The following is a 20,685-nucleotide window of genomic DNA, read 5'->3' on the forward strand; positions in this document are numbered from 1 at the left end:
TTTAATTATTTTTGTGATATATTTATAATATCATATAGTTTTTGTTCATTTTTATTAATCATTAAAAAATTCCTCCTTTTCTTCTTTGATATAATACAAAATTTTAAGATTTCTCAACGGATCTCAAGCTCTGCAAGGTTTTTTTATATTACATTTTCAAAAGGTAACGCTCATTTTGTTTAAACTTTTTTATTTACAATTATAATTATACTATTTAAATAGAAACTATACAGACACATCAGAAGAATCCTTATTTTTTAAATTTTAAACATAAATAAATTTTCTTCTGCTACTCTAAAATATTATAAAATTAAATAGATATCCAGTAAATACTATTCCTAATCCTACTACTCCAAAGAACACTGCTAATAGTTTAGGTTTTAGAACTCTTCTCAAAAGGATTGCTTCTGGTAAGCTAAGACCTGTTACTGCCATCATAAATGCTAGAGAAGTTCCCATTGAAACGCCAGCTCTTGTAAGCTCACTAACCAATGGTATTACGCCAGCTGCATTAGAGTATAATGGAATTCCTGTTAATACAGCTACAAATACTGCAAATGGATTATTCTTTCCTGCATATTTTGCTAAGGCACCTGCTGGAATCCACCCATGTATGAAACCACCTATAGCAATACCTATTATTACATATATCCATATTTTCTTTATTAAATCCTTTGTAAATACCCATGAATCTATTAATCGCTCTTTAATAGTAGGATCAAGTATTTCTACATCAGAAATCATTTGTGTTTCATAAACATATCCTTCTACGTGTTTTTCCATTTCTAATTTACCAATTATAATACCACTTACAATAGCTATTATTTCTCCAGATAAAACATAAATTAGAGCTATCTTTAGTCCGAATAAACCATAAAGAAGTCCTAAAGCAACTTCATTTACCATTGGCGCAGCTACTAAAAAAGAAAATATAACTCCAAGTGGTACTCCTGCTTCAACAAATCCAATAAACAGTGGAACTGCAGAGCATGAACAAAATGGAGTAACAATCCCAAGTAATGCAGCAAGAATATGACCTATAAATGTGCTGCCTTTACTCTTTGCAAGGATTTTTCTTGTTTTTTCTGGTGGAAAAAAACTCCTTATAAAAGTGATTACATAAATTATTATTAGTAATAAGATAAATATCTTTATAGTGTCAAATACAAAGAAATCAAGAGCACTTCCAAGTTTACTTTCTTTAGCAATTCCAAAAACATTATAAATAAGAAAGTCCGCAAAAATTTGTATAGGTGTAAACATATTAACCCTCCATTCAATCTATAACTTTATAATTAAATACTTATATACCATCTTAAAATAATGGACTTTATTCCTAATTAATATAGGATTAAGTCCTCTTTTAGGATAAGTCTCTCTTATTTTTCATCATCAATATATTTCTTAATTTCATCAACACTCGCAACTTTACCAAACATCTTAACTTTTTCATTAATAACTATAGCAGGTGTTCTCATAACTCCATATTTCATAATATCTTTAATATCTTCTACCTTTGTGATTTTAGCTTCTACATTGAGCTCTTTAATGGCTTCCTTTGCATTTGCTTCAAGCTTTTTACAATTTGAACATCCTGTTCCTAAAATTTTTATTTCCATAATATTATCCTCCTAAATTTATAATATTTTATATTTAGAGTTATCAGTGTAACTCATAACAAATTTATCTACACTATCAATAATATTTTTAATTTCATCATTGCTAATTCTATAATGCATATTCATACCGACTTTTTCAGATGATAAAATTCCAGCTGCCTTAAGTATCTTTAAATGTTGAGATAAATTAGCTTGACTAAATTCTATATCTTCATTTAATTTGCATACACACTTAGGTCCATCATATAAGAACTTAACTATTTTATACCTTATAGGGTGTCCTAAAGCTTTAAAAATTTTAACGCTTAATTCTTGTTCATCCATAGTTATCCTCCTGATATTTAACTATATAATTAAATAATTATATAGTTAAATATACTGCTACTTCTTATACAATGTCAATAGTAAATAAATAGCCCATAATATTTTTTATATAGACTGTTTATTTTATGAAATTATCTGCTCTTTTGTTCCATTAAATAGATTCTTTTAAAATATCATAGCTGTATTCTATTATTTCATCACATGATACACCGTTTTTCTTTAATTCTAAACATTCAAAAGTTCCATACTTTTCTTTTACTTTATTTATTAATTCTTTAGTTAACTTCCTTGTTGCATTTGCTTCTTTACCTGATTCTCTTCCTTTTAATGCACCTATAGCCATTAGTGTTCCTGTAATAGCTCCACAAGTAGCCCCAACTGTCATGCCTCCGCCAAAAGGGCTTGCTATGGAAACTGGAATATTTAATCCCTTTTCTTCATTTATAGCTTTTACAATAGATTCTGCACAATTGTATCCTTCTTTGTGAAATTCTGTTACTTTTTTCATTTTACTACACCTCCAACTTTATAATTATATAACTGAATATTGTTCCACCTTACTTTTTAAAACTTCCTTTGGTTGGAAACCTACTATTTTATCAACATCTGTACCATTTTTGAAAATCATAACTGTTGGCACACCCATGATGCCATATTTTTGAGCTATATCACCGATTTTATCTACATCAACCTTAAATACTTTAGCCTTTCCTGCCATTTCTATACTCAATTCTTCCACTACCGGTGCAAGCATCTTGCAAGGTCCACACCATTCTGCAAAGAAGTCTACTAATACAACATCATTATTACTATTTAAAACCTCATCTTTAAATTCTCTACTATTTATTACTTTTGCCATGATATTACCTTCTTTCATTTTATTTTTTTATCTTTCTAATGGAAGAATGTAAGATCCTGTTCCACCAGAAATATTTACAACATTATATCCTTGATTAGATAACTCTTTACAAGTTCTTGCACTTCTTGCACCTGATTGACACACTATGTGATATTCCTTTGATTTATTAATATACCTTTCTGGATTAGCTAAAATCATACCCATTGGTATATTTTTAGCTGTTGGTATATGACCACCTTGGTATTCATAATTTTCTCTAACATCTATTAAATTAATTTCTCCTAGCTTACTATCTAAATCATGAACACTAATTGAACTAAAATTACTTTTTCCAAAAATTGAAAACATATTAATTACCTCCAAAATTTAATATTAGTATATTAGTAACTTCTAATATACTAATATTAAATCCTGAATTAGTTTTTGTCAATACTGTTTTAATTTTTGTTTTAAAATATGTATTTAGTTTAATCTGAAATTTATATAAATTCATGTAACAAAAAAGACATGCAATCAGTTTTATCCAATTTGCATGTCTTATATAACTTCTTTTAATCATCACAATAATTTTCTTTTAATACCTTAATTACATTACTTATCCTATCATCTTGTATAAAATAGGTAATTGAAAGTCCAGATTTATTTGAACTCAATATTCTGTGAGCTTTTAACATTGCTAAATGCTGTGACAGTGCTGATTGTGTCAAATTATTAATTTTTTGATGGAGCTCAGTTACTGTCATCGGCGATTCAATAAGATTGCACACAATCATTAACCTATTTTCATTCGCTAACACTTTCAATAATTCTGCTATATCTTTAACATTATCTATCATTAAAATTCCTCCTAAAGGTAATACTAATATTTAATATAAGTATATTAGAAATTTATTATATAATAATGTTAGTTCATACTTTATATAATTGTCAATTTATATTTTATACTTCTAGTGTTAGCGTATCAATTACTACAATTAATGATTATTATGTTCTCAATGATGATTGCAAACTACATTTTTATCTTCTAAATTTCCACTGATGTATTCCTCAATAACCTTTATATATTCTCCTGATGCTCCTTTTATTATCTTAAGCCCATTCTGCTGTAAACCTGCAAGTGCACCTCCACCTATACCACCAGTTATAACAACACTTGTTCCATGATTTACAAGTAAATCTGCTAGCCCCTGATGCTGATGCGCAAGTTCTTTAGTAGATATTTTTTCGATTTGTGTAATTTTTTTATCTTCTACTGTTGCAATAATGAAGCTTTCACTCTTTCCAAAATGTTCATTTACCATATTTTCATTGTTAGGTACTGCTATTTTCATAATATTTAGCCTCCTTTATTTCATTTGATATATAATAAATATTCAATTTATTATTGGCATATGCTATTTATATTATATAATAAATGCTTTTTTATTGTCAAATGCTAATAACCAAATATTTATTATATAAATTGCTTAATAAAATAAAAAAGGCAAGTTTATAATTGTAATGGAAGTTTTTACAAGAAAATTGAATACTACTTTAAATGATGACATTGAAATGTTGTCTATAAGACTTTAGTCACTTTTAACTGATTTATTACAAGTTTTATTGCAAAAACTACTTTTTCTGCTGCATATCACTTGTTTAGAACCACATATCGGGCAAATAGTTCTATCTTCTTCATATTTTATTTCGTATATATTATTACAAACTAGACATTTAAATTGACAAATATTCATTGTGTAGTTTCCACCACTTATATTTATGGCCTTTCCTTCTATGATAGCAGTTGCAATCTTCTTTCTTGCATTATCAATTATATTTTGAAAAGTTTGCCTTGAAATATGCATTTTTTTTGCACATTCTTCTTGATTTAAGTCCTCAATATCTTTAAGTCTTATTGCTTCAAGCTCTTCAACTTTTATTATTATATCTTCAATTTCACATTTTCTTCTACCCATTGGTACAAAGTATGTATATTGGGGTAAATTCTCTATTTTCCTATATTTAACTGGCCTTGGCATAATTCATCCTCCCGTATACCTAATAATTACAAAGAATAGCTCTCTAAGGCTACTTTTTTAATAATCATTGATTATTTACTAAATATAAATATATTTTAATATTTCTTATGAAACATTGATTTTACTAACTTGTTCTATTACCTTGTACAGAGTTGGTTTGCTGATACCAAACATATTACATAAGTCTTTCACTGTTGTTTTTTTCTGCTGATATAACTCATATATAGCCTTCTTTTTATTATCATCAAGTTTAGGTTTTCTACCACCTTTTTTCCCTCGAGCTCTTGCTGCTTCCAAGCCTTCCTTTGTCCTTTGACTTATTAAATCTCTTTCAAATTGGCTTATTCCCGCCATAAAGGTAAACATCAATTTTCCCTGGGGGGTTGTAGTATCTAGCCAGCTTTCTTTTAAACTTTTAATATTAGCACCGTTCTTTTCGATCTGATCTACTAAACTGAATAAATCCTTTGTACTTCTACTTAGTCTCGTAAGATCTGTTACTAATATAACATCATTTTTCCTTAACTTATCTAGTAGTCTATTTAATTCTGGTCTATCTGCTTTTGTTCCAGTTATTTTTTCTTGTATTATTTCTTCTGCACCTGCCACTTTTAAAGAATCCAATTGTCTGTCTAAATTTTGTTCTTGAGTACTTACCCTTGCATATCCAAATATCATATTTAAACATCCCTTTCATAATAACCACTATTATTATAGTAAATTAAACGTTCCATTCAGTCAATATATTTACTATGATTTATTTACCAATTTTATTTACTATTAAAATGGCTTGTTTCCGTAACTTTATAAAAGAGTGAATATAGTAATATAAACGGTCATTTATTTTACCATACTTATATGATATTATTGTTATCAAATATTGAATTATATGGATGAGGTGATATTCTATGAGGAGAAATTGGGAATTAGATGATTTAATTGATAATTTTACAATTATGCCGAATGAAATGTTTCTTATTGGAAATAAAACTGGTGAAACTAAATTAGGATTTACGATACTTTTGAAATTTTTTCAGTATGAAGCAAGATTTCCAAATTCAAAAAAAGAGATACCTAAAGTAGTATTAGACTATATTGCAAAGCAAGTTCAAGTCCCAGGAAACCTTTTTGATAATTATGATATGACTAGTAGGACTTATTATAATCATAAGTCTCAAATTAGAGAATATGTTGGATTTAGGGAACCTACTTCAGAAGATGCTGATATCATATCAAATTGGTTATCGAAACATGTTTTTTACCATGATGATATAGATAATCTGAAAGATGTTGCTTACAGTAGATTTAGAGAATTACAAATTGAACCTCCAACACCTGAACGTATAGATCGTATAACTAAATCGGCTATTTTTACTTATGAAAATAAATTTTTCCAAGAAACTTTTGATAAATTATCAGAAGAATCATTAAATAAAATGGACACGTTAATTAATGATTTAACTACTTATGAGGAAAATGAAGTAGATTACAGCAGTCCAGATAATATTTCTTTTAGTGATTTGAGAGCTGATCCAGGGCGTATTGGATTAGAAAGTGTTTTTAAAGAAATTATTAAACTCAAAACAATTCAACAAATTAATCTTCCAGATAATCTTTTTAATAATATTCCTCAAAAAACTCTTAAAAAATATAAATTAAGAGCTGTTCCAGAAGATTTACGAGAACTCCGCAGGCATTCAAAACCACTTCGCTACACTTTATTATCATCCTTCTTTTGGCTTAGAAGTAGAGAAATTACAGACAATCTTATTGAACTTCTAATACAAATTATTCATAGGATAGGTGTTAGAGCCGAAAGAAAAGTCGATAAAGAAATTTTAAATGATTTTAGACGTGTCAATGGAAAGACGAATATTTTATTTCAAATGGCAGATGCAGCTGTAAATAATCCAGACGGTATAATAAAGAAAGTATTATTTCCAATTGTAAGTGAGAGTACATTAAAAGACTTAGTAAAAGAGCTTAAAAATACAGGTTCTGCATATAGACAAAAAGTATATACAGTTATGAGATCATCTTATAGTAATCATTATAGAAGAATGGTTCCAGAAATACTTGATACTCTACAATTTTGTTCAAATAATCAAATACATAATCCTATTATAAAAGCTTTAGATATTATCAAAAAATATTATAATATAGGTACTCATTATTTTACCGACAATGAATTTATACCAATTGATGGTGTTATTCGTGCATCTATTAAAGATGCGGTTATAGAAACTGACGATACTGGCCATGAACGCATAAATAGGATAAATTATGAAATTGTTACCTTGCAAGCCTTAAGAGATAAATTGCGTTGTAAAGAAATATGGGTAGTTGGTGCAAATAGATATAGAAATCCCGATGATGACTTACCAACTGATTTTGAAGAACGCAGAGAAGAGAATTATAAAGCCCTAAAACAGCCATTGGATTCAGAAGAATTTATAAATAGTATTAAACAATCTATGTATAGTGCATTAAATAAACTAGATGTTGGTATGCCTAAGAATTCTAAAGTACGTATATCTAATAAAAATAATAAAGGTTGGATTACATTATCTCCAAGTGAACCACAAGATGAACCTTTGAACTTGTCAAAAATAAAAGCTGAAATCATGAGACACTGGCCCATGACTAATTTACTTGATGTCCTTAAGGAAGCTGATTTAAGAATAAATTTTACTGACAACTTTAAAACCGTAGCTACATACGAAAAATTAGACAGAGCTTTAATTCAAAAACGTCTTATTTTAGCTTTGTATGGATTAGGAACAAACACAGGTTTAAAGCGTATTTCAGCAGGAAATCATGGTGAAAGTTATAAAGATTTACTTTATGTAAAAAGGAAATTTATAAATAAAGTAAATCTACATAATGCAATATCAACAGTAGTTGATGCCATACTTAAAAGTCGAGCAGAAAATATCTGGGGTGAAGGTACAACAACCTGTGCTTCGGATAGTAAAAAATTTGGAGCATGGGATCAGAATTTAATGACAAAATGGCATATTAGATATCGCAGACGTGGTGTAATGATATACTGGCATGTTGAAAAAAATTCTACCTGCATATACTCACAATTAAAGCAGTGTTCATCTTCTGAGGTATCAGCAATGATAGAAGGATTATTAAAACACTGTACTGATATGGAGATAGAAAAAAACTTTGTAGATTCTCATGGTCAAAGTGAAGTTGCTTTTGCTTTCTGCCATCTGCTAGGTTTTAATCTAATTCCTAGAATTAAAGCAATACATTCATAAAAATTATATAGTCCGGATCCTGGAATGAGTGAAGCATATTCTAACTTACAGCCAAGTGTTAACAAGACCTATAAATTGGGAACTTATAAGACAGCAGTACGATCAAATGATAAAATATGCAACTGCTTTAAGGCTAGGTACTGCTGAGACAGAATCTATATTAAAAAAGTTTACTAGAAACAATTTAAAACATCCAACATACCTTGCGCTTGCTGAATCAGGAAAAGCTATAAAAACTATATTTCTTTGTGAATACTTAAGCTCATAAGAATTGAGAATAGAAATACATGAAGGTCTTAATGTGGTTGAGAACTGGAATTCAGCCAATTCATTTATTTTCTAAGGTAAAAGTGGTGAAATATCAACAAGCAGAATTGAAGATCAAGAACTTTCAGTGTTAAGTCTTCATCTCTTACAAAATTGCTTGGTATATGTAAATACATTAATGATACAGCACGTATCATCTGAAAAGAAATGGTACGATATGATGTCGCCTGAAGATTTCAGAGCTTTGACTCCACTAATCTATAATCATGTAAATCCATATGGGAATTTTGATTCGGATATGGATAAAAGAATTCCAATAGATACTTATACTGTTTCAGGACAAGCATAAATAATCTTCTTAAAACACAAGAGTCTACTTTAAGTTTTATAATTATTATAGTAGGCTCTTAATTTCCTTTATATGGTATATGCTTTTCAGTACATGACACGGCTGCTGGTATTACCCCTACTTGGACCAGTTGTCCTCAATATTGTACCGTATGATGACAATATTAAGTTGCTTTCAGATCTTGGAGTTATTTTAACTGCTACAAGCGTAAGTATTACAGTGGAAACGCTTAAAGAACTTGGAAATCTTAATACAAGATCAGGTATAAATATTCTTGGAGCAGCCGTAATAGATGATATTTGGGGACTTATACTTATATCTGTAGTTCTTGCGGTAGCACAAACTTCTGGTTCAAGTACTGGAAATTCAGGAACATTATCAATTGTATATGTGTTTACAAAAATAATTTTATTCTGTCTATTTTCTATAATTGGAGTTATATATATACCAAAATATATGAATAAATTTACGAATTATATAAAACCAGGAAGAGAATTTCTTACGTTTTCTATAGCCTTTGCTATATTAATAGCATATATTGCTGAAAGTTTAGGTATAGCAGATATTACTGGTGCATATATATGTGGACTTATACTTTCACCACTTACCCATAAAGAATATCTGGAGAGAAATGTTAAGGCAATTTCATCAGGATTTTTGTCTCTTATATTTTTTGCAAGTGTTGGAATTGAAGCAAATTTAAAGGAAATAAATTTGGAAGTGATTTTTATTACTTTAGTTATGTTTATTATAGCAGTAGTTGGGAAAGTAGTAGGATGCGGTGGTGCTGCAAGGCTTCTCAAGATGAGTAAGAGTGAATCAGTCCAAATTGGAACTGGTATGATTTCAAGAGGTGAAGTGGCTATAATTACTGTAAATATAGGTCTTCAGAAGGAAATAATTTCAGAAGAAATATTTCTTCCAACTTTAATTGTTGTAATATTGACTACAATTATAACACCTATTCTAATTAAATTATCATTTTCTCATAAAATAGAAAAAAGTATCGAAGCATAATAAATAAACACAATAATTCTTATATTCTTCATAAACTAAAAAGGCGTCCCTGCCTTTTTTTATTTGAACTTACAAAATATCAAATTACATATTATAACATTTATTTTTCAGTACATCACGCAAATGCTCCCTCCACCCCATATAACTTAGCAATTGTAGTATCAAATCAGAAATTAAATTTTCTAAACCATCCATATTAGAGTCAAAAAAAATAGTATAAATAAATGCAAATTTAATTAGTAATATAAACATAAAAAAATCTGCAGGCTATATTTTTTCAGTTGTGGGTATACTAAATATATATATAAATCAAAAGGGTGAAGATGATGAATAACAGCGATTGTAAAAATATAAACAATAATAATAAATTAAAAAAAGAACTAAATGCGTACAGTTTGGCAGGAATAGGTATAGGAGGAATAGTCGGCTCTGGTTTCTTCCTTGGTTCAGGGATAGCAATAAAACAAGCAGGACCCGCTGTTATTTTAGCGTTTTTGTTTGGAGGACTTATAATGTCACAGGTGCTTGGAGCAATGACCAGCATAAGTATAAATCGTCCTGTTACTGGTTCCTTTCGCGTGTACACTGAACAGTTTCTTGGAAAATTTACAGGTTACTTGTTAGGATGGATAATATACATTTCAAGTATACTGGGTATAGCTTCTGAAGCTGTTGCCGCAGCAGTATTTTTAAAATATTGGTTTCCACAAGTCTCCATAGCATTACTGGCATTGTGTGTTATAATTGTAGTTATTTTAATAAATAGACTGAATATGAAGTACTTTAGTTACATTGAGTCAGGTACTGCTGTACTTAAAATATTGACTATTGCAATATTCATTGGAATAGGACTGGTATTTTTATTGTCTCATGGTGTTCAATCAAAACCGATTCCTTATAATACGTTAAATAATTTTTTCCCAAATAAATTTTCAGGTCTATTACGGTCTATGTTAGTTGTAATATTTACCTATTCAGGTATAAGTACTATAGCAATGGCTACATCAGATGTAAGAAAACCCTGTTTATCCATACCAAAAGCCACTATTCTTGTAACTACGGGACTTGTTACTTTATACACTTTAACAATGTGTGTAATAGTTTTAACTATAAATTGGAGTAATATTAATATTACTTCTTCTCCGATAATTCAGTCACTTAACAGTATGGATATAAATTGGGCTTCTCCAATAATTAATTTAATAATACTTATAGCAACCTTTTCAGTAATGATAGGTAATTACTACAGTTGCAATCAGACAATTATTTCCCTATCAGAAGCAAAGGAAGCTCCTCCAATATTCAAAGAAAAAACAAAAAAAGATTTTTACTGGAATGCATGGATTTTGACAGGAATAATATCATTACTGGTGATTCTGGTATCTTTTTTGGTAAGTGCTAAACTGTTTAATTATCTTGTTTCAGCATGTTCTTATTATTCATTTTTTAACTGGATAGTTAATTTAATAGTTTATCTGATCTGGTTGAAAAAAAGAAGCAGTGAAGAAAAATATGCATCTCCACTTATTTTAGGAAAAGCAGGTGCTTATGGAACAATAGTAATTATAATTCTACTTTTTGTTATCAGCCTTGAGGTGCAGGATTTCAGAATAGGATTTTATTCTGCAGCAATAATAATTTTTCTGATTGGTATATCATATAAACTAATTGGAAGAAAAGAATTTTTGTAAGCATATTTTTTAAATAAATCATCCAAAACTCTTGATGGTATTTCTTCTCTAAAACTTAATGCCTTTTTCATCATAAATTCTCCTTAAAATAATTATTTTAGTATTTCACAACCGCCTGTCATTATTGTTAAAGCATCATTTATCTTAGATACCCTATCATCATTAGTGAGTATAATCAAATAGTCTCCATGAAAAATAACAGTGTCTCCTTTTGGAATTATTTCATGTTCTCCTCTCTTAACTGCTACTAATAAACAATGTGATGGCCATTTTACTTCTTTAATTTGCTTCCCATCTAAATATGATCCTATACAAACTATAAACTCTAATATAGCCTTATTTTTACTATTACCAATAGATATTGTTTCTCCTTGATTGTATAAAAATTTTTCAAGTAATGATTCATAAATAGGTTTTGATGCTAAAATATCTGCAACTATATATGCAACTATAGATGCAATAGCCAAAGATAGCAAATGATTAAAGGAACCTGTCATTTCAGTAATTAGAATAGTACCCGTTATAGGTGCTCTAACTATAGCTGTAAAATATCCTGCCATTGCAAGTATTATGAAGTTATTAATATATATACTATTAAAATGTAGAAAATGTACAAGTACTATTCCATAAATATTTCCTATCAAAGCTCCAATAGCAAGTAGTGGAAGAAAAATTCCTCCTGGTGCACCTGATCCATAACTTGCCATAGTAAATAAAAATTTTACAAGAACCAAAATCACTAAAATAGTTAAAGAGAAATTTCCTGTAATTAGTGAAATTATAAGTTCATGTCCTCCACTTAGAACTTGTGGTAATAAAATTCCAAGGATGGCTGAAATTAATAAAGGTACTACGATTTTCATTTCTTTTGGGAGCCATGATTGTTCTACGTATAGATTCTGAGTTTTTAAAAGAATCTTATTGAATACTACTCCTAATGCTCCTGTAATAACACCTAATAAAATTATATAAAAATAAAACTTAAGTGGTAATATATCCAAATTTTTAAATTTAAGAACGGGTTTTAAACCTAAAAAACCACTGGTTACAAAATCAGCTGATAATGCGGCAGATAAAGCTGAAAGCAAAATTAAGGGTGAAAAATTTTTATGGACTTCCTCTAATGCAAACATTGCTCCAGCTAAAGGAGCATTAAAAACAGCAGCTAGTCCTGCACTTGCTCCACTTGTGATGAGGTATTTTTCTTCAATTTTTACTCTTTTAAACACCTTACTAAACCCTTGACCGATTGCCGCACCTAACTGGACTGATGGGCCTTCTCTTCCTAATGAAAGACCGAATCCTATTGAAAGAACGCCTCCAATAAATTTGCCAAGTATAACCCTCCACCATGTCATATCAAGTTTTCTAAGTAACACTCCTTCTACTTGAGGGATTCCACTTCCACTAATCATGGGTTCATTTTTAACCATTAATCCTACAATATATCCTATAATTATTAAAGTCACAATCCATGGTAGAATAAGTATAGGTTCTATAGATATAGTTTTATAAACATTAGTTAAAAGAAGTCCTGTCTTTTCAAGTGCATAACGATACAGTACAATTAATAGACCAGTAGTAATACCTACGCCGATTCCCTCAAAAACAAGCTTCAATCTAAAACTATGCCAGTGAAATAAAGTATTATAAGTATTGGATTTGCTTTTTAATTTCATTTTTCTGCCTCCATTACTACAAAAGTGATCATTTTTTATACCTTTTTAGATTTTCTAAAGTGTGCAATCTAATGATCTTGCTATATATATATGTATACATGTATATATAGTAAAATAACTGCAAATGGAAATGGAATTGAAACTGTAGTTAGATCTAGTAATTAAAAGATATTTATGGGCCTATTTATTTGTCTAATATAGCTAAGCTAGCGATACAAGAAAGCAATACAATAATTTACGAAAATAATAAAGAAAAAGATTTAAAGTATTAATATAAAATCAATTTAAATATTCTCACAGAAAATCTAAAAGATTAACTTGTTATGATAATACTTGAAAAGATTAATCCAAAAAGAAATCACGTATTTAAAAATATAATCAAGTCTCACAAAATACTATTCCAATAAAAATGACAAGGCATAATTCACGTAAAGATAACATTTGAAGAGGTCCTTACTATAATAAAACTAGAACGAAAATACCAATAATACATCGCAATTTATATCTACATAATTATATCATCCACTCAAAAATATAGATTATACTAAAAGTAAACATAATATTATATTTTCTCATCAGCATTTAAATAGTAAATATTATGTTCATCTAAATACAAAGGCTGCACATACATAGAGTCCTGTAGTAATTCCTCCTGCAATTAATGTTGGAAGCAACTTGCTTTTGGCATAATCTATTACAGGCAAATCAAGTATAGTACATAATGTCACGGTATTATCGCTAAGGGGTGATGCAAAAGCTCCTAATGTACCACTGGCAAATACAGCGCCTATGCATAAGAAAATGTTGGCATTTCCTTCCTTGGCAAGAGCAACTCCTAGTGGCATTAGTAATCCCCATGTTCCCCATGAAGATCCAATAAAGTATGATAGAATTCCTCCTAATACAAATAATGACGGTGCAATAAAGAAATGAGGAATTAATCCCGTAACATGACTTGTTACATATTTAGAAAATCCTAAATCCTCAGCAACATTTGATACAGCCCAAATTAAAGAAAGCATAATAACTACTGACATAAGTTCATTCCCACCTTTTACAAAGTGAGTTACCAATTTTGATATATTAATACGCTGAAACATAAAAAATATCAAAGAGAATATTAATCCGATGAATAATCCTTCCAACATAACTCCAAGTACATCACTTTTCAGAAAAGCATCAAAAAAATTTTTAGCTTTAGAATGTCCGTCCCACCAGCTTAAAAAAAGAGTAGTTGATAGTACTATAAAAATTGGTAGTATAAAATTCCATGGCTTCGTTGGAGTTTCTTTTTCGTATGCTCTATAACATTGTTCTAATCCTTCTTCCCCCTGATCTTCATTAAGATCTTTATTATCATCTTTCATACTGGCCTCATCCTTATGCATGAAAAATGTATAATATAATCCCAAAATTATTATAACAAATGAAAAAAAGTTAAAGGGTATACTTTTAATATAGTAGATATATGGCTGACCCTGAATTCCTGAACTTTTCATGGCCATATGAATAACTGAAACCATATATCCAACAAATGCAGTTGCTATAGGAATAAGACCAACTACAGGATTTGAAGTAATTTCTATAACTATGCCAATCTTCTGTTTTGACATATTAAGTTTTTCCCTTAATGCTTTCATTATTGGTGCTATTGTGACAATTCTAAAATCTGGATCACAAAAAGTAAACATTGTCGATATCCAAGTAAGAGCCATAGCACCAGTCTTAGACTTGATTTTTTTACTCACAAGAAAAACAAATCCTTTTATACCTCCAGCAAGTTTAATCATACTTATAATACCAGCAAATAAGTAAAGAAAAATAATTATTCGTATATTATTCATTTGAATCATATTTTTTACAATGTAAGAAATCATTGATTTCATACCACCAAGTAAATCTGGTGTTTTTAAATAACTTCCTAAGATTAAAGCCACAAACAAACCTGGCTGAACTTGTTTTGTAAATATAGATATTGGTATTACAATTAAAAAAGGTAGTAAAGATACCCATGAACCACTCATAAAAACACTCCTCTAGTATAAATATGCCAATTAAGTATTGTTAAGCAACTTATAATGCTGCAAATATTGACTTTATCATGTTTTGCATTGTATAAAGTGCAATTTATAATAATATTAATCATAAAACTTTAATCGTGTATATTAAATTATGAATAAAATTACTGAATAGAGAATTAAAAATAGATTTTAGTAATGTATTTCATTGTGTAGGTGCAATAACTATTGCATTCTATCATTTTTATCCATAACATTATCTTTTTTGCATAAAGTATTCATAAAAATCCATACTACTATTGAAAGCTTTGTATTTGATTCTATTATTTGATACTTAATCAAAATTATACAAGGCAAAGAAAAAATAAGGTATGTGATGGTATGAATGAAGATTATATTACATTTGTAAAGGAAAAACTAAAGGATAATGTAGATGTAAAAAATAGGGGGATAAAGTGTAAAAAAGGCTGCATATATATAATATTTATTGATAATTTAACAGATTCTCATTTTATAAGTCAATATATAATTGAACCTATTGTAAAGGAAAGAGATAATATTGAAACTGCAGAAGATATAAAGAAAAGTATTATATTTGCAAATTCCATAGGGAATATAGATACCAGTCATGACGTACTGCTGCATATACTTTCAGGAGATGTAGTTATAATTTCTGATTTTTATGAGGGGTTAATATTTTGTGAAGCAAAGAGTTGGGCTAGAAGATCTGTATCAATACCAATTACAGAGAGTGTTATAAAAGGACCAAGAGAAGGTTTTACAGAAGCCTTTGTAGATAATATTTCTCTTATAAGGAGAAAAGTTAGAAATGCTGATTTAAAATTTGAAAGTATGTATATGGGAAAAAAGTCTGATTCAATTGTAATACTATCTTATATAAAAGGCATAGCCAGCAGCAAATTAGTATCTCAAATAAGAAAAAAACTAAAAAAGATGGATTTAGATTTTTTACTGGATACAAATTATATAGAAGAACAGCTAAAAGAAAAGGGTACCTTTTATGACACTATAGGTTATACAGAAAAACCGGATGTGGTAGCTTCCAAATTATTCGAAGGAAGAGTAGCAATTATTGTTGACGGTACACCTTTCGCAATTACAGCGCCTTATTTTTTCTATGAAAATTTTCAAATGCCGGATGATTATTATTTAAACAAATATATGTCTAATTCTTTAAGGATTTTAAGGTGGCTTGGATATCTTATTTCAGTGCTCTTGCCAGGGCTATATGTTGCTTTAACTACCCATCATTTTTCATTAATACCTTCTGTATTTGTATTTAGGCTTTCTATATCCAGAGCAGGTGTGCCATTGCCTATGGTAGTAGAGATAATTATGATGATGTTTTTTTTCCAAATATTAAGGGAAGCAGGCGTAAGATTGCCTCAACCAGTAGGGCAGGCAATGAGTATTGTAGGTGCTTTAATTCTAGGACAATTAGCAGTAAGTGCTGGCTTTGTATCTGAAACTACACTAATTATCGTAGCTTTAAGTTCCATAGCTTCATTTTTGACACCAAAAATTTATGGATCAATAACATTATGGTCTATTATTTTAATAATAATGTCCAGTGTAGTTGGCTTACCTGGTTATTTTGTAGGAATAGTTTTAATGATATCTGAATTAGCTGGCCTAAAAAGTTGTGGATTTCAATATACATTTCCAATGGGAACTATTAAAAAGTTTAATTTTAGGGATTTAATTTTAAGGGACAATTTAGATTCCACGTCACAAGATTTTATAAATGATAATGATGATACTAATATAAATATAAGATAAGCAATAGTTGATATTGTAAAATATATCACCGCTTATAGTAAGTAAAGATATAAAAAGGCTTTAAGAATATTGTGATTGGGAATTACATAGATTATTTTACACTGTTACTCTAACAAAGATTCGTACAGAAAACAGATATAAGTCAGTATTTACTATTTTAAAATATATCTACTGACTTATGTCTGTTATGACATTAAATTTATTAGTCCCTTGTAAAAAATCTTTTTACTATATGTTTTTTTTCTGACATTTTTTGTTCTTTAATATCATTTACTTCAATATTCTCATCAATTGATAGTGAGGGAGTTTTAGAATATACAACAACTTGAGTTGGATAAATACTTTCATGTCCAACTATTATATAGCTTATTCCAATTGCTATAGCAGCATATATTCCAACTTGATTTCCAAAAAGCTCCATGGCAATTATAATGGATGAAATAGGAACATTTGAGCAGGCAGCTAAAAAGGATGCCATGCCTATTGCAGAATAAAAAGCCACATTTGAGCCTGTAATTTGTGCCCAAGCATTTCCAAAGGAAGAACCAATGAAAAGCATAGGTGTTAGAATTCCTCCACTTCCGCCAGAACCCAATGTGAAAGCAGTTACTAAAGCTTTATTTATAAATAAAAAATTGCTGAATTTCCCACCTGAAATAATTTCATTTATAGTTCCATCGCCTATTCCAAGTGACTGAAAAGAATTAAACACATAAATTGTTACTATTATTAAAATACCACCTACAATCCCTCTTAACGGAGCATATATTTTAATTTTTCCAAAACCCTTTTCAACATATTTAACTAATTTTATAAATAATATGGCTAAAAATCCAATAGCGATACCAAAAACAAATACTTCTAAAAATGCAGTTATCTGGTTATTGGGTATATATTTTATAGTAAAAATCAAAGGTTTATTTCCCATATATAGTCCAACATAATAACTTACAAAAGAAGATATAAGAGAAGGAAGAAGAGCTATGTAAGAAATTTTCCCTATGTATAAAACTTCACAAGCAAATATTGCAGCACCAACGGGAGCATTAAATACAGACACAAATCCAGCACTTATTCCGCATACTACAAGGCGACGCTTGTCCATTACATTCATTTTTGTCATCTGTCCTATAAAAGATGAAATTGCACCACCTATTTGAGTTGCTGGTCCTTCAAGACCAACTGAGCCACCGAAAATTATGGTTATAAATGTAGTTAAAAGTTTTACAGGAACTACAACTATGTTCATATTTCCATTATTTTTGTTTACACTTTCAATAGCCTTTTCTGTACCATGACCCTTTGCATCTGGGGCAAGTTTAATTATTATAAAGCTGCTTAAAAAGAATGCCGCTGGAAGAAATAAATAATAAAATTTAAACTTTGATGTAAAATCAATACCAATTACTATAATTTTTATAAATAATGTTGTAAAAGATCCTACTAGTAATCCTATTAGTATAGATAAAAAAGTCCACTTTAGTGCACTTGCAATGAAAATTGATTCATCCATGGAAAGTTTTTTTAAAGATCTCATAAAAAATCACCTCTTAATTTATCTTACGTAGCCTTGTGAATTATTTCAATAATATGACTGTGATGTTTACTTCTCAAAGTTTGTTATTAAATATATTATACTATTATTTAATGAATTATTGATACCCCTTAAATTTAGTAAAAAATTTTAATTTAATCGTTCTTAGTAACAATATACATCTGGCCATTTGCTTGTATACCTGCAAAAACTACATCTTCAATATTATAAATATTTCTTGACTTTAATTGCTCAATTACCCAATCTTCATCCTTTTGAATATGTACTAAATGTGTAAATAAAATATTCCCGTCCAAAATAATGTCTACCATCATGCCCGTTTTAGGCTTTTTAATATTTATGTCTTCTACTGTTACTGTAGTTTTTTCTGCCTTTTTTAAAACGCTAAGCTTGCCATCTGGCTCTAATATTGCTAGCTCAACATCAGTAATATAAAATATATCTTTAACTCTAAGCTGCATTAATAAATCTCCTATATTGTATCTGGCTTTTTTCATATTTTTGTAAAGAACCTTTCCTTTATCTATAATTAATAAAGGTTCGCTATCTATCCATAATCTTAATTTAATATTTTTTAAAGTTACTTCTGAAATTAATATTGTAAGAAGGCTCCATATAATAATTGAAAAACCACCCTCAAACACATTAATATTTTTATCTACTGAAGCCACTGCCGCAATGGAACCAATTGTAATTCCAAGTACATAATCAAAGTATGTCAATTGAGCGATTTGTTTTCTTCCCATGATCCTTGTAAAAAAGAGTAAAACAAAATAGGCAATGACTGATCTAAAAAAAAGAATTAAATACTCTTTCATTTTAAACACTTCCTTATTAATTAATATCTATATTATTTATTATTTATTTTTAAATAATATACTAATTACAAATATTACATTTTTCACTTAATTTACATAAATATTAATTGATTATATGCACGGCTTTAAACCAATCATTTCTTTTCCTAATCAGCACCATAGCTTATGTCAATAATTAGTTATTTAATTATACTATACTTAATAATTTAATCTCCATCGATAAGATATTGTATAGTAATTGGACTATTTAAAAACGATATAAATAAGCAGTTAGGAACTTTATTATGTTTCTAACTGCTTATTCTGGAGTATTACATACTAGTCATTTTTCTACATTCATCAGCACATGTACGACATTCTTGTGCACATTTTTGGCAATGTTCATCTCTAAACATTGAACATTCTTGTGCACATTTATCACAAATAGTGGCACAAAGTTGGCAATGGTCTTTTATAAATTGACCATTCATTGACATAAGTGATGATGACATTTGACACATTTGTGCACATTCAACAAGAATACTTATACAGTTCTTTCTTACATTAACATCAGATTCATCCAAACATGCTTTAAAGCATTCATAACATGCTTGTGCACACCTATTACACTCATCAATACATGTTTGAAATTTGTTTGTTGCCATAGTTGCTACACCCATTTTAAACACTCCTTATAATATCTAATTTTTCATACAAAATATGTTATATGTAAAATTAAATATTTTTATACTAAAATTAAATGATAAATTTAAACTTTAAGCACTACTTTAAATTGTAATATTCTTATATTCTTCATAAACAAAAAAGGCAATAATGTGATAAAATGTACTGTAGAGAATTTAAAGTAATTTGTATTGAAAGTTTAAAAATTTATAATACAATTTTAGAAGCGTTATATGACACATCTGTTGAAAAAACAAATATATCTGCTTGTTACAGAGGTAAAAGGAAGACAGTTGGTGGATTACATTGGATACATTATGATGAATATTTAAAATCAAACAGCAATGAATTTTAAAGTATTTTTTATTACTCAAAACTTCTCATTATTCAGTCATTTATAGAAAATTCATGCTCTTTCTTATACTATGTTTCAATTACACTATAAGTATATACTTATCAATAGTAAATCTTAATAAACATTGTAAATATGCAGATCTATACATATTAAACATATCTAAATTGAATAAATAAAAGCAAGAAATTATGGCTAATTGATTTATTTTTATATGAAATTTTGTAATAACACAAGCCTATACCTCTATTAATGAGATATATGTTTGTTTGCTAATATGAAAGTTTTTCTATAAATAGCTTTAATTATTTAATTTTACAAATACGTTAATATCTATTTCTAATAAACTAAATCAAATACATAAACTATTTTAATGAAATACTCAAA

The 20,685-nt window shown here is 28.8% G+C and carries 19 protein-coding genes and 1 pseudogene; 5 read left to right on the top strand and 15 right to left on the bottom strand.

The window, feature by feature from the left end; all coding sequences use genetic code 11:
* Positions 1-294: 294 nt before the first annotated feature.
* From ABF633_RS18455 to ABF633_RS18500, 10 genes are all read right to left on the bottom strand, one after another.
* Positions 295-1,263: a permease gene (locus ABF633_RS18455; RefSeq protein WP_415525773.1), complete on the bottom strand. Its 969-nt coding sequence runs from the start codon at positions 1,261-1,263 to the stop codon at positions 295-297.
* Positions 1,264-1,379: 116 nt separating this feature from the next.
* Positions 1,380-1,619: a thioredoxin family protein gene (locus ABF633_RS18460; RefSeq protein ID WP_010233446.1), complete on the bottom strand. Its 240-nt coding sequence runs from the start codon at positions 1,617-1,619 to the stop codon at positions 1,380-1,382.
* Between the two features lie 18 nt (positions 1,620-1,637).
* Positions 1,638-1,943: an ArsR/SmtB family transcription factor gene (locus tag ABF633_RS18465; RefSeq protein WP_415525776.1), complete on the bottom strand. Its 306-nt coding sequence runs from the start codon at positions 1,941-1,943 to the stop codon at positions 1,638-1,640.
* Positions 1,944-2,094: 151 nt separating this feature from the next.
* Positions 2,095-2,451: a C-GCAxxG-C-C family (seleno)protein gene (locus tag ABF633_RS18470; protein WP_415525778.1), complete on the bottom strand. Its 357-nt coding sequence runs from the start codon at positions 2,449-2,451 to the stop codon at positions 2,095-2,097.
* A gap of 24 nt (positions 2,452-2,475) precedes the next feature.
* Complete coding sequence (trxA, locus tag ABF633_RS18475) at positions 2,476-2,802, bottom strand: thioredoxin (protein WP_415525780.1); 327 nt, start codon at positions 2,800-2,802, stop codon at positions 2,476-2,478.
* 27 nt (positions 2,803-2,829) lie between these two features.
* Positions 2,830-3,150: a rhodanese-like domain-containing protein gene (locus ABF633_RS18480; protein WP_415525782.1), complete on the bottom strand. Its 321-nt coding sequence runs from the start codon at positions 3,148-3,150 to the stop codon at positions 2,830-2,832.
* A gap of 203 nt (positions 3,151-3,353) precedes the next feature.
* The gene (locus ABF633_RS18485) at positions 3,354-3,638 is read right to left on the bottom strand and encodes an ArsR/SmtB family transcription factor (protein ID WP_415525784.1); all 285 of its coding nucleotides are present in this window, start codon (positions 3,636-3,638) and stop codon (positions 3,354-3,356) included.
* Between the two features lie 156 nt (positions 3,639-3,794).
* Positions 3,795-4,133: a NifB/NifX family molybdenum-iron cluster-binding protein gene (locus ABF633_RS18490; RefSeq protein ID WP_415525786.1), complete on the bottom strand. Its 339-nt coding sequence runs from the start codon at positions 4,131-4,133 to the stop codon at positions 3,795-3,797.
* Between the two features lie 237 nt (positions 4,134-4,370).
* Positions 4,371-4,820 carry a DUF134 domain-containing protein gene (locus ABF633_RS18495; protein ID WP_415525788.1) on the bottom strand — a complete coding sequence of 150 codons (450 nt, stop codon included), beginning with the start codon at positions 4,818-4,820 and terminating at the stop codon, positions 4,371-4,373.
* Positions 4,821-4,925: 105 nt separating this feature from the next.
* Positions 4,926-5,498 (bottom strand): recombinase family protein, encoded by a 573-nt coding sequence (locus ABF633_RS18500; RefSeq protein ID WP_415525790.1) that lies wholly within the window; start codon positions 5,496-5,498, stop codon positions 4,926-4,928.
* Between the two features lie 230 nt (positions 5,499-5,728).
* Between ABF633_RS18500 and ABF633_RS18505 the strand changes: the two are divergent.
* The 3 genes and pseudogenes from ABF633_RS18505 (at position 5,729) to ABF633_RS18515 (ending at position 11,413) form a co-directional block, all read left to right on the top strand.
* Positions 5,729-8,705: pseudogene (locus ABF633_RS18505) on the top strand (Tn3 family transposase).
* A gap of 72 nt (positions 8,706-8,777) precedes the next feature.
* Positions 8,778-9,722 carry a cation:proton antiporter gene (locus ABF633_RS18510; protein WP_415525792.1) on the top strand — a complete coding sequence of 315 codons (945 nt, stop codon included), beginning with the start codon at positions 8,778-8,780 and terminating at the stop codon, positions 9,720-9,722.
* A gap of 326 nt (positions 9,723-10,048) precedes the next feature.
* Positions 10,049-11,413: an amino acid permease gene (locus ABF633_RS18515; RefSeq protein WP_415525794.1), complete on the top strand. Its 1,365-nt coding sequence runs from the start codon at positions 10,049-10,051 to the stop codon at positions 11,411-11,413.
* A 92-nt stretch (positions 11,414-11,505) separates the two neighbouring features.
* On the opposite strand, the gene ABF633_RS18520 is transcribed toward ABF633_RS18515, so the two are convergent.
* Positions 11,506-13,092, bottom strand: coding sequence for a ClC family H(+)/Cl(-) exchange transporter (locus tag ABF633_RS18520; RefSeq protein ID WP_415525796.1), 1,587 nt, complete (start codon positions 13,090-13,092; stop codon positions 11,506-11,508).
* Positions 13,093-13,694: 602 nt separating this feature from the next.
* Complete coding sequence (locus ABF633_RS18525; RefSeq protein ID WP_415525798.1) at positions 13,695-15,116, bottom strand: Na+/H+ antiporter NhaC family protein; 1,422 nt, start codon at positions 15,114-15,116, stop codon at positions 13,695-13,697.
* A 375-nt stretch (positions 15,117-15,491) separates the two neighbouring features.
* Between ABF633_RS18525 and ABF633_RS18530 the strand changes: the two genes are divergently transcribed.
* Positions 15,492-16,910 (top strand): spore germination protein, encoded by a 1,419-nt coding sequence (locus tag ABF633_RS18530; RefSeq protein WP_415525800.1) that lies wholly within the window; start codon positions 15,492-15,494, stop codon positions 16,908-16,910.
* Positions 16,911-17,112: 202 nt separating this feature from the next.
* On the opposite strand, the gene ABF633_RS18535 is transcribed toward ABF633_RS18530, so the two are convergent.
* The 3 genes from ABF633_RS18535 to ABF633_RS18545 all read right to left on the bottom strand — a co-directional run bounded on the left by ABF633_RS18535 (position 17,113) and on the right by ABF633_RS18545 (position 19,942).
* Positions 17,113-18,447 (bottom strand): chloride channel protein, encoded by a 1,335-nt coding sequence (locus ABF633_RS18535; protein WP_415525802.1) that lies wholly within the window; start codon positions 18,445-18,447, stop codon positions 17,113-17,115.
* A 152-nt stretch (positions 18,448-18,599) separates the two neighbouring features.
* On the bottom strand, positions 18,600-19,283 hold the full coding sequence (locus ABF633_RS18540) for a DUF421 domain-containing protein (RefSeq protein WP_415525804.1): 684 nt from the start codon (positions 19,281-19,283) through the stop codon (positions 18,600-18,602).
* 311 nt (positions 19,284-19,594) lie between these two features.
* Positions 19,595-19,942: a four-helix bundle copper-binding protein gene (locus ABF633_RS18545; protein WP_415525806.1), complete on the bottom strand. Its 348-nt coding sequence runs from the start codon at positions 19,940-19,942 to the stop codon at positions 19,595-19,597.
* A 164-nt stretch (positions 19,943-20,106) separates the two neighbouring features.
* Here ABF633_RS18545 and ABF633_RS18550 point away from each other — a divergent pair, with 164 nt between their 5' ends.
* Positions 20,107-20,301: a hypothetical protein gene (locus tag ABF633_RS18550; RefSeq protein ID WP_415525808.1), complete on the top strand. Its 195-nt coding sequence runs from the start codon at positions 20,107-20,109 to the stop codon at positions 20,299-20,301.
* The last annotated feature ends 384 nt before the right edge of the window (positions 20,302-20,685 follow it).

The organism is Clostridium sp. (genome assembly GCF_047718555.1).
Classification (GTDB): Bacteria; Bacillota; Clostridia; order Clostridiales; family Clostridiaceae; genus Clostridium_I.

Excerpts from the sequence above, each read along its gene's own strand:
- ABF633_RS18465 (WP_415525776.1), bottom strand. The coding sequence starts at position 1,943 with ATGGATGAACAAGAATTAAGCGTTAAAATTTTTAAAGCTTTAGGACAC.
- ABF633_RS18510 (WP_415525792.1), top strand. The coding sequence starts at position 8,778 with ATGGTATATGCTTTTCAGTACATGACACGGCTGCTGGTATTACCCCTA.
- ABF633_RS18490 (WP_415525786.1), bottom strand. The coding sequence starts at position 4,133 with ATGAAAATAGCAGTACCTAACAATGAAAATATGGTAAATGAACATTTT.
- ABF633_RS18500 (WP_415525790.1), bottom strand. The coding sequence starts at position 5,498 with ATGATATTTGGATATGCAAGGGTAAGTACTCAAGAACAAAATTTAGAC.
- ABF633_RS18495 (WP_415525788.1), bottom strand. The coding sequence starts at position 4,820 with ATGCCAAGGCCAGTTAAATATAGGAAAATAGAGAATTTACCCCAATAT.
- ABF633_RS18460 (WP_010233446.1), bottom strand. The coding sequence starts at position 1,619 with ATGGAAATAAAAATTTTAGGAACAGGATGTTCAAATTGTAAAAAGCTT.
- ABF633_RS18535 (WP_415525802.1), bottom strand. The coding sequence starts at position 18,447 with ATGAGATCTTTAAAAAAACTTTCCATGGATGAATCAATTTTCATTGCA.
- ABF633_RS18480 (WP_415525782.1), bottom strand. The coding sequence starts at position 3,150 with ATGTTTTCAATTTTTGGAAAAAGTAATTTTAGTTCAATTAGTGTTCAT.
- trxA (WP_415525780.1), bottom strand. The coding sequence starts at position 2,802 with ATGGCAAAAGTAATAAATAGTAGAGAATTTAAAGATGAGGTTTTAAAT.
- ABF633_RS18515 (WP_415525794.1), top strand. The coding sequence starts at position 10,049 with ATGAATAACAGCGATTGTAAAAATATAAACAATAATAATAAATTAAAA.
- ABF633_RS18545 (WP_415525806.1), bottom strand. The coding sequence starts at position 19,942 with ATGGGTGTAGCAACTATGGCAACAAACAAATTTCAAACATGTATTGAT.
- ABF633_RS18485 (WP_415525784.1), bottom strand. The coding sequence starts at position 3,638 with ATGATAGATAATGTTAAAGATATAGCAGAATTATTGAAAGTGTTAGCG.
- ABF633_RS18550 (WP_415525808.1), top strand. The coding sequence starts at position 20,107 with ATGTACTGTAGAGAATTTAAAGTAATTTGTATTGAAAGTTTAAAAATT.
- ABF633_RS18540 (WP_415525804.1), bottom strand. The coding sequence starts at position 19,283 with ATGAAAGAGTATTTAATTCTTTTTTTTAGATCAGTCATTGCCTATTTT.
- ABF633_RS18525 (WP_415525798.1), bottom strand. The coding sequence starts at position 15,116 with ATGAGTGGTTCATGGGTATCTTTACTACCTTTTTTAATTGTAATACCA.
- ABF633_RS18530 (WP_415525800.1), top strand. The coding sequence starts at position 15,492 with ATGAATGAAGATTATATTACATTTGTAAAGGAAAAACTAAAGGATAAT.
- ABF633_RS18520 (WP_415525796.1), bottom strand. The coding sequence starts at position 13,092 with ATGAAATTAAAAAGCAAATCCAATACTTATAATACTTTATTTCACTGG.
- ABF633_RS18455 (WP_415525773.1), bottom strand. The coding sequence starts at position 1,263 with ATGTTTACACCTATACAAATTTTTGCGGACTTTCTTATTTATAATGTT.
- ABF633_RS18470 (WP_415525778.1), bottom strand. The coding sequence starts at position 2,451 with ATGAAAAAAGTAACAGAATTTCACAAAGAAGGATACAATTGTGCAGAA.